A 12,990-nucleotide genomic window follows, 5' to 3' on the forward strand; every position below is an offset into this window, starting at 1 on the left:
AACCGTCATTGTCTGTATCGCAAAAAATAATATCGCTTGGTTTTATAGCAACAGCAGATTCAAATACTCCTACATTAAAAGTAGCCTCGTATTTTGTAACGTTTCCACAATCATCAGTTAGGTTTACAACCAATGTATATTTACCAGCATCTGCAGTACTAATATTGTTTAAAATTAAATTTGGAGTATTGGCTTCTACTGTTGTGTTAGTACCATTATCAAAAGTCCATTCATAGGTAACATTAGACCCAGAAATTGTTTCTGGTGCAATGGTTTTATCTTGTCCAATACAAAATTCTAAATCTTGGTTGTTTATAACAACATCTGCATCAACATCTTTTACTTCTATAGGTAGCAACAAAGATGATAAGAATGGAGGTAAACCTTGACTCGCAGTAATAGAACCATCACCTACTTTTACAGTTTGATGAGAGTAATCGCATGCTGCTCCTAATTCTTCTGGTTTGTTTATAACACTTATAAAATTAGAATTATTTGAAGTCCAGTATACTTTTCCATCAGGCCCCAACTGTAAAGCTCCTCTAGTATTTCCATATTGATGGACTGTATACCTACTGGCATTAATTTCTGTTAATGTTGATTTTGTTAAATCAAACTGATATAATCTTTCTAAAGAAGCATTAAAATTACCAGTTGATAAATATAGTCTTCTGCTTGAAGTAGAAAACTCTACTCCATACACATTACCATTTACATTAAATTGATTTGCAAATGTTGTATTATTAAAGTTGGTAACTTCTCCAGTATCATCATTAAAATTGAATAAATATGCCCCATTCGCCATGTTTCCAGAAACTAATTTTGTTCCATCAGGAGAAACTTTTAAGTATCCTCTAGGATCGTTACTTGCATTGTAACCTATTATTGTGCTTATTTGAGGATCGCTAATACTAACTCCTTGATCATTTACTTTATATGCATAAAAATTACTACCATGTGCAGAAATAACCCAGAATGTATTACAATCTTTTGCTCTAACTGCGGTTACCTTTTCAGACCAGGTTGGGTGGTCTAAACTATTTCCTAAAACTACAGGACCACTTACAACATCTCCTAAACCACCATTTAAAGACATATCTATTGTGTAGTACCAAAAACCAGCATTATCACTAGATTGTGCTCCAACTGTAAATAAGTAATAAATATTTGGTTTTCCAGGTGCAGGAATTGTTAAAGCAGATTGAGAACTAGAGGAATCTCCTTCTAGACCAGTACCATTTGGCATTGGTAAGTTATTTTTATTCCAAATAGTTAAATTTCGTCCATCTGAAGTTGGTGCTCCAATATAAAATAATAAATTACCATCCGCATCAGAAAAAGAAGAGCAACCTTCGAGCGTATTTAATTGACTTCCATTAACAGGAACTGGATTACCAGAGTTAAAATCTAAAGCTGCGCCGTTTCCAAAATACCAAAAATTGGCTTCTTTTTGTGAAAATGCATTAAATGTAATAAATAGTATAAGTAGAGGTAATATTTTCTTCATTTGACGGTATTTCTATTCTAAACGTCAAATATATTTAAAAAGTACTACAAATCTCTCTTTTTTAACAGTGTAAAAGATAAATAGATGAAGATGAACGTCCACACAGAAACAATCGCAATATTAGAAAATTCTACATCATAACTTTTAGTAAAAGTTTCTCCTATTTGATTTGCCACAGATCTTACTGCACCTAATCTAGAAAAAGGTTCTTTAATTAAATTTGACATGGCTTCAAAAGGCAGAAATTGCATAATACTATCTACTTTTTCTGAAATATTTTCTGCGTCTTTAAATGTCCAAAATAGATATCCTTTAAAAATGCTTTCAATAAAAAACCAGACAACCATACCACCAACTGCAAATGCAGAACGTTTTACCAAAATACCGAAAAACAAACCCATAGAAAAGAAACCTACTAGTTTTATAAAAAAAGCAAAAAGATATTGTAAATCTGTGGTTATAATGGCAAATTCATCATAATCTGAATAAGCAAAACCTAAAATAAGAGATACTATAAATACAAATAAAGTAGAAACTAAAGCAAAAACTATTACAGTGTAAAATTTAGAAAGTATAAATTCTTTTTTACTTAAACCATCTATTAAATTTTGCTTCAATGTTTTGTAGCTATATTCATTAGCCATCATAGAAACAATTACTAATAGTAGAAAAAACTTTAAAATGGCAGCAATAAAAGTATTAAAATGCCAAATGTATGGAAAGTTGAAAATACCCACTTCTGCTAAGTGAAATTTTATAGGACCAATATCAAATTTTATGGCTGCAATTAACGCAATACAGGTTAATAAGCCAAAGTAAATAATAGATAAAACTTTACTAGCTCTATTGTGTTTTAATTTATGAAATTCTATAGTAAGTAGTCTTAACATGACTTTTATGTTTTTTATGAATTTGTTCTCGATTGCGCTCGAACTAACATTCGGTTGATTAGTTGTTGTTGGTTAAATCTAAAAATTGCTGCTCTAAACTTGGTTTACGTTTTACTAAGTGACTTAAAACGATGCCTTTGTTAAATAAATAGGTGTTTATTTCTTCTGCAGAAATTGCGTCTTTAAGTGTGGCAATAATAGTTTCGTGTTCTTTGGTAACTTTTAAAATAGCAGGATGTTTTTCTAATTCGTCTAAAAGAGCAGTCTCGTTATTGGCTACTTTAAGTTCAAACAAACCATTAGAAGCCGTCATTTCATCAACTCTACCACTGTATAATTTTACACCTTGTCTAATTACTACTACATGAGAGCAAACTTTTTCTACTTCATCTAATAGGTGAGAGGCTAATAAAATTGTGGTACCTGTACTTGCAATTTTTTGAATGATTTGACGAATCTCATGAATTCCTTGAGGATCTAAACCATTTGTGGGTTCGTCTAAAATTAAAATTTCTGGGTCATTTAACAATGCAGATGCAATTGCCAAACGTTGTTTCATACCCAAAGAGTAAGTTTTAAACTTGCTATCTCTTCTTTCGTAAAGATTTACTGTTTTTAGTTTTTCGTCTATTTTATCGTTAGAAATCCCTTTAATTGTACAAATCAATTTTAAATTTTGTACTGCAGTCATATAAGGATAAAAGTTAGGGCGTTCTATAATAGCACCTACTTTTTTTAATGCTTCGTGAGTTGATAATTTGCCATCAAACCAAGAAAACTCGCCAGAAGTTCTGTTTACAACGTTTAAAATGATTCCTAGAGTGGTCGATTTTCCACTTCCATTTGGACCTAAAATACCGTAAACATTCCCTTTTTGTATATCAAAAGAAAGGTTGTTTACTGCATGTACAGATCCGTATTTTTTATCAAGGTTTTTGAGTGATAAGATAGTTTCCAAAGAAATTGTTTTAGTCGATTATATATTTTAGACGACTAATTTACAATTTTGTTACTTTTAAATTGTTAAACTGTGTAATAGTTTAATCGTGTAAAAGCTAAATTGAAGCAAAAATTAAGAATTTATTAGAAGTTTTACAAAGAGGATAGATTGTAGTTATTGAAAACAATTACAAAATAATTTAATATTCATTAAAATCAAAATCATCATCAAAATGACCAAATTCATCATCTATATCTCCTTCATCACCAAAATTATCGTCTAATTTATCGGCAATAAATTCTTTTTCTGGGGCTTCATTTGGTATTTGTCCTACAGAAAGTATCGTTTGTGGTAAATTGTCTTTTTGTTCTGGTGTAATGTCTACAACATCTACATAGAAAGTCCACATGTTTAAAAAATCGTATACATAAATTAACTTGGTATTAATTGCAGGTAAGGTTTCTTTTAAAAAACAGGTTTGCATAGAAATACCTTCTCCAGCTTCTGCCATGTTAAAAAGCGGAATTTCCTCTCCTTGATTCCATTCTTCATCTGTTCTGTAAAAAGAAGCCATTTCTTGACCTTCGAAACCAAAAGATTTTGCAATTGTAAAATGCAAGTCTTCTAAATTAAAAGAATCGTTTACTAACAAGGTTCTAATTACGTCTTCTTGAGTGTCTAAAATTACACGGATTTTGTACATAAAATGCTTTAACTTTTCTGCAACAAAAATACAATTTTTTATACGTATTTTTACATTGTAAACAAGCTAATATGGATAAATCTGCAATTTTAAAGGCATTTAATGAGCGTTCTAAAAACACGCTAATGGAAACTCTTGATATTGAATATATTGACGTTGGTAAAGATTTTTTAACTGCAAAAATGCCTGTAACTAGTAAAGTACATCAACCTTATGGGCAATTGCATGGTGGTGCAACTGCGGCATTGGCAGAAAGTGTGGGGAGTGCTGCTTCTAATTTTTTTATTGATAATAAAGCGCAATTTATAAATGGTATACAACTTTCTATAAATCACATAAAAAGTAAAAAGGAAGGGGTTGTTTTTGCTACTGCAAAAAACATTCATAAAGGGAGAACCACTCATTTATGGGAAGTGACTATTGTAGATGAAGAAGAAAAACTCATTTCCGTGGCAAAAATGACCAATATTGTTTTAAATATTTCTAAAAAGTAACTCTTATTTTGATTGATATTTTTAATAAATTAACTAATAGTTACCAAAATAAATTACCATTTGTAGCTTACAGAAAACCAAATATAAAAAATGTTGCTTGTTTTTTATTACCAGATGATTCTTTAGATTTTGCAACAAATTTTAATGAAGAAGGTTTTGTATTTGCACCTTTTAATTCTGATGAAAAAACAGTTCTTTTTCCAATGAGAAAGGCGCTTTTTTTATTAGAAAAAATACAATTAGATACCATTGATTTTAACGATAATCCTTTAGAACCTGATTCGTCATCAAAAGTAAAACATATAGATATTGTTGCAAAAGCTATTACTGCAATTAAAAATTCTGAGCTTAAAAAAGTGGTTATCTCTAGAGAAGAAGAAGTAGCTCTTTCTGGATTAGATATTATAGAAATCTATGAAAAACTTTTAGTTTCTTACAACAATGCGTTTGTATATGTTTGGTATCATCCAAAAGTAGGTCTTTGGTTTGGTGCAACACCAGAAACCTTGCTACAAGCAGAAAATAACGTTTTTAAAACCATGTCTTTGGCGGGTACACAATTGTGTAAAGAAAACACCCAACCTGTTTGGAAACGTAAAGAACTAGAGGAACAACAATTGGTAACAGATTTTATAGAAAATCAGCTACAAAGTATTGCAACATCTTTAAAAATAGATAAAACGGAAACTGTAAAAGCGGGCAATTTATTGCATTTAAAAACTCAGGTAACAGGACAATTGCAAACAGATGCTTCCTTAAAAAGTTTAATTAGAGCTTTGCATCCAACACCTGCTGTTTGTGGCTTGCCAAGAGACACAGCTAAAGATTTTATAATAAAAAATGAAGATTATAATAGGTCTTTTTATACAGGATTTTTGGGAGAATTAAATTTTAATACTTCTAAATTAGCTACTAAAAAAACAGCATTATTTGTTAATTTGCGTTGTATGTCTATGGCAAATAACAAAGCCACTATTTATGTAGGTGGTGGTATTACCAAAGATAGTGTGCCTGAAAAAGAGTGGCAAGAAACTGTTTCTAAAACACAAACTATAAAAAAGGTGTTGTAACACAAATATAAAAAAACCACAAACAATATGTTTGTGGTTTTTTAGTGTGTAAAATTGAATTTGAATTGAAATATTACCTTAAAACTAAAAAGTTTAGTTTTAAAAAATGGTAGTAAGCCATTGGTATTTATATATCGTCAAAAGAAACGTCTGTAAAACTTTCAGCAGATTTTACATCATCGTCAGTTTTAGGTTCTTCTTTTTTGAAGTCTTTTTGATGACGCTCGCTAATTACTTCATTCCCTTTTTCTGCTATAATATAGTCTGTTGCTTTTTTAAGCATTTCATGAAAATCTGTAAAATCTTCTTTGTATAAGTAAATTTTATGTTTTTGATAATGGAAAGTTCCATCATCATGTGTAAATTTTTTACTTTCTGTAACTGTTAAATAGTAATCGTCTGCTTTTGTAGCTCTTACATCAAAAAAATAAGTTCTTCTTCCTGCTCTTAATACTTGTGAAAAGATTTCTTCCTGTTCAACTCTCTCTGCCATGTTATTTAAAAATAGTAGTTATATAATAATTTTTATGGTAACAAATCTAATAAAATATTTTACGTAGCAATGTTAAAGATTAATTTTCTTTTTCTAAAAGTTGCTGTTCGTACAATTCTTTATAATATCCTTTTTTTGTTATTAGTTGATTATGAGTACCTTGTTGTATTATTTTGCCATTATCTAATACAATAATTTTATCTGCATTTTTTGCAGAAGAAACTCTATGACTAATGATAAAAGTGGTTTTATTTTGCGATACTTTTTTCAGGTTTTCTAAAATTCTCTCTTCGGTTTCTGTATCTACGGCAGATAAACAATCGTCAAAAATTAAAATTTTAGGATCTTTTATAATCGCTCTTGCTATAGAAACACGTTGTTTTTGTCCTCCAGAAAGTGTCACGCCTCTTTCTCCTAAAATGGTGTCATATCCTTTAGGGAAATCTATAATATTATCGTGAACAACAGCATCTTTTGCAGCTTGTATTATAGCTGCGTCTGTTGCATTTTCTTTACCAAACTTAATATTGTTACCAATACTTTCTGAAAATAGAAAAGGATCTTGAGGCACAAAACCAATTTGATCTCTAAGATTGTTTAAGTTTAAATCTTCAATAGGTACATCATCTATAAGAATGGAACCATTTTTAGTGTCGTACAAACGTGCAATAAGTTCAATAATAGTAGACTTTCCTGAACCTGTTTTCCCTAAAATGGCTACTGTTTCGCCAATATCAACAGAAAAATTAATGTTTTTTAGAGCAGTTATGTTTGTATCATCATAAGTAAAAGTTACATCTTTAAAAGCTACTTTTCCTTTTAGATTTGTGGTTTTGGTTGTGTTGTTTTTAATTTCTGGTACTTCATCTAAAAACTCGTTAATTCTTGCTTGAGATGCTTCTGCTTGCTGTATCATAGAGGTTACCCAACCTACAACAGCAACTGGCCAGGTTAAAATATTTACATACAACATAAATTCGATGATGGTTCCTATCTGAATTTCATCATTTATATATTGTTTACCACCTATATATATTACAATCAAGTTGCTTAAACCAATTAAAAGAATCATTAACGGAAAAAACAGTGCATTTGCCTGCTGTAAGTGTATGTTTTTTTCTTTGCTTTTGTCTGCTAAATCATCAAACTCTTTAATAATGGATTTTTCTATACCATAAGATTTTACAACACTAATACCCGAAAAAAACTCTTGATTAAAAGTGGTTAAATGAGACAGGTATTTTTGTACAATACTACTTCTTTTATGGATTACTTTGCTAAGCACAAAAATGGAAATAGATAATACAGGGAAAGGTATTAATGTGTACATAGTTAATTTAATATCTATGTTTATCATTTGTGTAAAACCAACTACCAAAAGTACAATCATATTCATGCTGTACATCACCGCAGGTCCTACATACATTCTTACTTTAGAAACGTCTTCAGAAATTCTATTCATTAAATCTCCTGTTCTGTTTTTTTTGTAAAAATTTAAAGATAATCTTTGGTATTGTTGATAAATTTCGTTTTTTAAATCGAATTCTACCAGTCTAGAGGTTACAATAATAGTTTGTCTCATTAAAAAGGTAAAAAAACCTGCTAATAGCGCAACACCAACAATCATTAAAACATTTATTAATAATTGATGTTTTACAGCGTCATAATCTGTAACAACGCCATTTTGGTAGTCTTCGACAATGTTTAAAGAATCGCCTACAATTTGGGGTACTTTTAACGCTAAAAGTTTAGATAAAACGGTAATCAGAATACCAACTAGTAAACGCCATTTGTACTTTATAAAAAATTTATTAATGTATTTTAGAGCTTTCAAACGTTATAGTTTGTTTTAAGATTTTTTTTGTTTTTTAGAAGTTACGAAGATACATTATTAAAAGTAAAAGTAAGGTAGTTTTTAATGGTTAGAACTTCTTAAAAAATTCATAAAAAAAGTACTACATTCATATACGTTTAGAAACAAAATAATAGTATTTTTGCCACGTAATTAGAGAAAAAAATTCTCAGTATTTTATAGAGTTCTTTAAACATGATTAACAGAAGACATATTCGAGTTAAAGTAATGCAGTCTGTCTATGCAATGGCACAATCTAAAAATGATGACCTTGTTAGAGAAGAAAAATTTTTAAAACATAGTATTTTAAAAATGTTCGACTTATATGTTTTGAACCTTCAATTATTGGTTGAGGTTCAAAAATTTGCGGCTAAAAAAATTGCTTTATCTAAAAAGAAAATTCTTGCAACCCAAGAAGATTTAAAGCCAAACACAAAATTTTTAGATAATACACTTATAAATGCCATTGCAGAAAGTATTAGTCTAGAAAGTTATTTAGAAGTAAATAAAATAAACAACTGGTCTTTAGATAACGAGTATGTAAAAATTATTTTTGATGATTTAGTTAAAAGTGATTTATATAAAAAATATCTAGCAATAGAAGAGCAATCTTTTAAACAAGACAAAGCATTTGTTATCGATTTTTTTAAAGAAATAATTGCACCCAATGAAAAGTTGGCAGATTATTTTGAAGATAAAATGATTACTTGGGTAGATGATATTCCGTTTGTAAACACATGGGTAGTTAAAAGTTTAAGTAAACAAAAAGAAGGAAAACCTTTTATTTTAGGTACTTTGTATAAAGATAAAGATGATGAAGATTTTGTTAGTAATTTGTTCAGAAAAACAGTTTTAAAACAAGCAGAATATCAAAAAGAAATAGAGGAAAAAACACCCAATTGGGAAGCTGATAGAATTGCAGGTATAGACATGATTTTAATTAAAATGGCAATTACAGAGTTTGTAAACTTTGCTTCTATACCAACAAGAGTAACTATAAATGAATATATAGAAATTTCTAAAGATTACTCTACCACAAAAAGCAGTTATTTTATTAATGGTGTTTTAGATAAAATATCTAAAGAGTTTATAGCCAATAAAAAAATAGTAAAAATAGGCAGAGGTCTTATTTAATTATAACAACAAAAAATTATTTATTATTTTTACCATAAATTAAATTAAACAATGAAAAAAATAACATTATTATCGTTTTTATTTGTTACAACTAGTCTTTTAATTTCTTGCGGAAATGGAAATGCCTCTGCAAAAATTAATAAAGACAATTTAACAAATGCAAAAAATAGAGATGCAGAAATTAAAAAAGGCACAGCTTCTATTTCAGTAGATGAAAAAGTATATGATTTTGGTACCGTAAACGAAGGTGAAATTGTAGAGAAAATATTTAACATCACAAACTCTGGTAAAACAGATTTAGTTATTACAGATGCACAAGTAACCTGTGGTTGTACAGTGCCTCAATGGCCTAAAGCACCTATTAAACCGGGAGAAACTAAAGAAGTAAAAGTTAGGTTTAATACAGCAGGAAAAGGAAACAGACAACGAAAAGACATTACTTTAGTAACTAATACAGAATCTGGTAGAGAAATATTAACACTTAAAGGTATGGTAACACCAAAAGCAAAATAATACAATGTTATACACAATATTTTTACAAGAAACAGCAGGAGGCATAATGAGTATGTTGCCATTTGCAGCAATGTTATTGGTTTTATATTTTTTTATGATAAGACCACAAATGAATCGTCAGAAAAAAGAAAAAGCGTTTCAAACAGAAATTAAGACAGGCTCTAAAGTAGTTACCTCAAGCGGTATACATGGTAAAATTACAGAAGTTAATACTACAGATAATACAGTAACTATAGAAACTGGTGCAGGAAAAATAAAATTTGAACGTTCTTCAATTTCTATGGAATTAAGTAAAAAATACTTACCAAAGGCAAAAAAATAATTGGTAATTAATAGAATTAAAAAGTGAGTAATATTTTAAATGTTACTCACTTTTTTGTTTGATAGCTTTTGTGTAGATTGCATATTATTAATTATAATCTGTGAAAACAAAAAATAAAATTTCTAGAACTTTTTTAGGTTTTTTACTTGCCTCTATATTAATATGGTTTTTAATTACACTTTCTAAAGAATATGTAATCACCATAAACTTTCCTATTAATTATACAGGTATATCAAAAGATAAAATTTTACAATCTACACCCCAAAAAGATTTAAATTTAGTGGTAAAAGCAAGTGGTTTTAAAATTTTAAAAACAAGACTAAACACCAAAAAAATAGCTATAAATAGTGCAAAATTAAATAGAAAAAAAGGGACTAAATACTTCGTTTTACCTAGAACACAAAAAGCAAGTGTACAACAACAATTACCAAGTGGTGTGGATTTACAAGAAATTATAAAAGATACTTTGTATTTAGATTTAGGTAGTTTGGTAACAAAAAAAGTAGTAATAAAACCAAATGTAGATCTCAAATACCATGTTGGGTATGATTTGTCTGAAAAAATTAAAATACAACCAGACAGTGTTTTAGTTTATGGGCCAGAAAACTATATTAAGACATTACAAAATGTAGAAATGAATCCTTTAGTGCTAACTGATTTAAAAAACGACTTCGAAAAGAGTGTAGCTTTAAAAAAGCCAAAAGACATTAAAAATTTAAAGTTTAGCAAGCAAAAAGTTATAGTAACTGGTAAAGTAGAAAAATTTACAGAAGGCACATTAATAGTACCTTACAATATTATAAACGTTCCAGAAAACCTTACTATAAATACACTTTCTAAAAAAGTATCTGTGGTTTTTATAGTTGGTTTGTCTCATTTTAATAAAATAAATGCCAATTCCTTTCAAATTGTTTGTGATTACAATACAACCCAAAAAAATAATTTAAACTACTTAATACCCAAAGTAATTAGTAAGCCAGAGATTATTAAGAGCTATAAACTAGTGCCTAATAAAATAGATTATTTAATTGAAAAGTAAGATGATTGTAGGTGTAACAGGTGGCATTGGCAGTGGTAAAACAACCGTAGTTAAGTTGTTTAGTAATTATACAAATGTCGCCATTTATATTGCTGATGCTGAAGCTAAAAAACTTATAAATTTATCGGCTAAAATTAAACAACAAATTATAGACTTGTTTGGCGAAAAAGCCTACAAAAATAATATTTTAGATAGAAAATATATTGGGCAGTTGGTGTTTAATAATAAAGAAAAACTTCAATCTTTAAACAACATTGTGCATCCAGCTGTAAAAGAGCATTTTGCCAACTTTGTAAAAAGCAATCAACATAAAGATTATATATTATACGAAAGTGCTATTTTATTTGAAAGTAATTCTTCAGAAAAATTCAATTTTATTATTAGTGTTTATGTTGATTTATCAGAAAGAATACAAAGAGTTATGGCTAGAGATTCCGTTGATAAAAAGGAAGTTTTGGCTAGAATAAAAAACCAATGGAAAGAAGATAAAAAGTTACTTTTATCTAACTACTTAATAATCAATTCCTCTTTAGAGAACACCAAAAATCAAGTTCGAAAGATTCATAATATTTTAACAGAAAAAGCAACCCACTTTTTATAAAGTTCAATTAAGTTGTTAAAAAACACTTAAAATTTCAGTAAATCAGTTAATTTAAGTTAAATTCATCAATTGGAATTTTTGAATGTATTAACTTTGATTTATGCGTAAAAAAATGTTTGTTATTATAGTTGTGCTGATGAGCATTTCCTTAATAGGAATTATTGCTGTACAGCTGTATTGGATAAACAATGCACTAGAAAGTAAGCAGGAACAATTTAAAAACGATGTACAAAAATCTTTAGGTAGAACAGCTGAAAGAATTAATGAAAAAGAGACTGCTGTTTTTCAAGAAAAAGTAAGAAGTTTTATCAAAGAAAAAGGCATGCCAGACAATGCCCAATTGAAAAATTTTTTGATACAAGAAATAGATACAGTTACCCAGCAAAAATTTACTTATGGTACAACTATTTTAGAAGAAAACTTTAAATTACCAACTGATATTTTAGATAACGACTCCGTTATTTACAAAAGACTTTCTGGTAAAAAAGATTTTTTTCAAACTAAAATATATTCTAGTATAGATGGTTTGTTTTCTTCAAAAGATGAATCTAGATATAGTTTTACTCAAAATTTCATCAACTTAGAAGAGTTACAAATAACAGAAATATTTAAAGACTTTAACAGTAGAAAACCCATACATCAAAGAATCAGTAATAACGAGTTGAATAATGTAATTAAAGAAGAACTCGTAAAAAGAAACATCAATCTAGACTTTAAATATGGAGTTTATACAAGAGAAGATTTAGCAACTAAATTAAAATCTGGTTATTATACTATCAATACAAAAAATAGTTATAAATATCCTTTGTTTAATGACGCACAAGGCAATGTAGCGTATAATTTATATGTAACTTTTCCTAATAAAAACGAGCATATTTTATCAGATATTTCTAGTATTCTTTTATTGTCTTTATTTTTTATATTCATTATTATCATTGCTTTTTCTAGTTCGTTATATCAGTTAATTAGACAGAAAAAAATCTCTGAAATAAAGACGGATTTCATAAATAACATGACTCATGAGTTTAAAACACCAATTGCCACTATAAACTTGGCAACGGACTCCATTAAAAATCCTAAAATTTTAGGAGATACAGAAAAAGTATTACGTTATGTTCAAATGATTAGAGATGAAAACAAAAGAATGCACTCTCAAGTAGAAAATGTATTAAGAATTTCTAGACTAGAAAAAAATCAATTAGACTTAAGTAAGGAAACGATAGATTTACACGACATAATAGAAGATGCAATTTCGCATGTAAGCTTATTAATTGCAGATAGGAAAGGAAAAGTAACCACACATTTTAAAGCAGTAGTATCAGAATTGCCTGGTAACCAATTTCATCTTACAAATGTTATTGTAAACATGTTAGAAAATGCGATAAAATATTCTACAGATGCACCAATTATAGATGTGTATACAGAAAGTACC

The 12,990-nt window shown here is 28.7% G+C and carries 14 protein-coding genes; 8 read left to right on the forward strand and 6 right to left on the reverse strand.

The genetic code is table 11. The features are described from left to right. The 4 genes from ACTG3S_RS07895 to ACTG3S_RS07910 form a co-directional block, all read right to left on the reverse strand. Positions 1-1,507 (reverse strand): PKD domain-containing protein (locus ACTG3S_RS07895; RefSeq protein WP_439128810.1); only part of this gene is annotated, 1,507 nt, incomplete at its 3' end. A gap of 44 nt (positions 1,508-1,551) precedes the next feature. After that, positions 1,552-2,397, reverse strand: coding sequence for an ABC transporter permease (locus tag ACTG3S_RS07900; protein ID WP_439128811.1), 846 nt, complete (start codon positions 2,395-2,397; stop codon positions 1,552-1,554). A 58-nt stretch (positions 2,398-2,455) separates the two neighbouring features. Further along, positions 2,456-3,355: an ABC transporter ATP-binding protein gene (locus ACTG3S_RS07905; RefSeq protein WP_439128812.1), complete on the reverse strand. Its 900-nt coding sequence runs from the start codon at positions 3,353-3,355 to the stop codon at positions 2,456-2,458. A 181-nt stretch (positions 3,356-3,536) separates the two neighbouring features. Beyond that, on the reverse strand, positions 3,537-4,040 hold the full coding sequence (locus ACTG3S_RS07910; protein WP_439128813.1) for an IS1096 element passenger TnpR family protein: 504 nt from the start codon (positions 4,038-4,040) through the stop codon (positions 3,537-3,539). A gap of 71 nt (positions 4,041-4,111) precedes the next feature. Between ACTG3S_RS07910 and ACTG3S_RS07915 the strand changes: the two genes are divergently transcribed. Both ACTG3S_RS07915 and ACTG3S_RS07920 read left to right on the forward strand, forming a co-directional pair. Beyond that, positions 4,112-4,534, forward strand: coding sequence for a PaaI family thioesterase (locus ACTG3S_RS07915; RefSeq protein WP_439128814.1), 423 nt, complete (start codon positions 4,112-4,114; stop codon positions 4,532-4,534). 8 nt (positions 4,535-4,542) lie between these two features. Further along, the gene (locus ACTG3S_RS07920; RefSeq protein ID WP_439128815.1) at positions 4,543-5,604 is read left to right on the forward strand and encodes a chorismate-binding protein; all 1,062 of its coding nucleotides are present in this window, start codon (positions 4,543-4,545) and stop codon (positions 5,602-5,604) included. A gap of 127 nt (positions 5,605-5,731) precedes the next feature. Here the strand turns inward: ACTG3S_RS07920 and ACTG3S_RS07925 are convergent, their stop codons facing one another. Both ACTG3S_RS07925 and ACTG3S_RS07930 read right to left on the reverse strand, forming a co-directional pair. Continuing rightward, positions 5,732-6,097: a PUR family DNA/RNA-binding protein gene (locus tag ACTG3S_RS07925; RefSeq protein WP_439128816.1), complete on the reverse strand. Its 366-nt coding sequence runs from the start codon at positions 6,095-6,097 to the stop codon at positions 5,732-5,734. Between the two features lie 79 nt (positions 6,098-6,176). Continuing rightward, entirely contained in the window at positions 6,177-7,931 is a 1,755-nt protein-coding gene (locus ACTG3S_RS07930) for an ABC transporter ATP-binding protein (RefSeq protein WP_439128817.1), read from the reverse strand. Positions 7,932-8,144: 213 nt separating this feature from the next. Here ACTG3S_RS07930 and nusB point away from each other — a divergent pair, with 213 nt between their 5' ends. The 6 genes from nusB to ACTG3S_RS07960 all read left to right on the forward strand — a co-directional run. Further along, entirely contained in the window at positions 8,145-9,083 is a 939-nt protein-coding gene (gene nusB, locus ACTG3S_RS07935) for a transcription antitermination factor NusB (protein ID WP_439128818.1), read from the forward strand. A gap of 51 nt (positions 9,084-9,134) precedes the next feature. Continuing rightward, entirely contained in the window at positions 9,135-9,596 is a 462-nt protein-coding gene (locus ACTG3S_RS07940; protein ID WP_439128819.1) for a DUF1573 domain-containing protein, read from the forward strand. A 4-nt stretch (positions 9,597-9,600) separates the two neighbouring features. Then, positions 9,601-9,918 carry a preprotein translocase subunit YajC gene (gene yajC, locus ACTG3S_RS07945; RefSeq protein ID WP_439128820.1) on the forward strand — a complete coding sequence of 106 codons (318 nt, stop codon included), beginning with the start codon at positions 9,601-9,603 and terminating at the stop codon, positions 9,916-9,918. Positions 9,919-10,018: 100 nt separating this feature from the next. After that, positions 10,019-10,957 (forward strand): CdaR family protein, encoded by a 939-nt coding sequence (locus ACTG3S_RS07950; protein WP_439128821.1) that lies wholly within the window; start codon positions 10,019-10,021, stop codon positions 10,955-10,957. A 1-nt stretch (position 10,958) separates the two neighbouring features. Then, positions 10,959-11,558 (forward strand): dephospho-CoA kinase, encoded by a 600-nt coding sequence (coaE, locus tag ACTG3S_RS07955; RefSeq protein WP_439128822.1) that lies wholly within the window; start codon positions 10,959-10,961, stop codon positions 11,556-11,558. 100 nt (positions 11,559-11,658) lie between these two features. After that, the coding region (locus tag ACTG3S_RS07960) for a sensor histidine kinase (RefSeq protein ID WP_439128823.1) at positions 11,659-12,990 on the forward strand (1,332 nt) is incomplete at its 3' end.

This window comes from Polaribacter sp., from assembly GCF_965656025.1.
In the GTDB taxonomy this organism is placed as follows: Bacteria; Bacteroidota; Bacteroidia; order Flavobacteriales; family Flavobacteriaceae; genus Polaribacter.

Excerpts from the sequence above, each read along its gene's own strand:
- nusB (WP_439128818.1), top strand. The coding sequence starts at position 8,145 with ATGATTAACAGAAGACATATTCGAGTTAAAGTAATGCAGTCTGTCTAT.
- ACTG3S_RS07910 (WP_439128813.1), bottom strand. The coding sequence starts at position 4,040 with ATGTACAAAATCCGTGTAATTTTAGACACTCAAGAAGACGTAATTAGA.
- ACTG3S_RS07940 (WP_439128819.1), top strand. The coding sequence starts at position 9,135 with ATGAAAAAAATAACATTATTATCGTTTTTATTTGTTACAACTAGTCTT.
- coaE (WP_439128822.1), top strand. The coding sequence starts at position 10,959 with ATGATTGTAGGTGTAACAGGTGGCATTGGCAGTGGTAAAACAACCGTA.
- ACTG3S_RS07900 (WP_439128811.1), bottom strand. The coding sequence starts at position 2,397 with ATGTTAAGACTACTTACTATAGAATTTCATAAATTAAAACACAATAGA.
- yajC (WP_439128820.1), top strand. The coding sequence starts at position 9,601 with ATGTTATACACAATATTTTTACAAGAAACAGCAGGAGGCATAATGAGT.
- ACTG3S_RS07915 (WP_439128814.1), top strand. The coding sequence starts at position 4,112 with ATGGATAAATCTGCAATTTTAAAGGCATTTAATGAGCGTTCTAAAAAC.
- ACTG3S_RS07925 (WP_439128816.1), bottom strand. The coding sequence starts at position 6,097 with ATGGCAGAGAGAGTTGAACAGGAAGAAATCTTTTCACAAGTATTAAGA.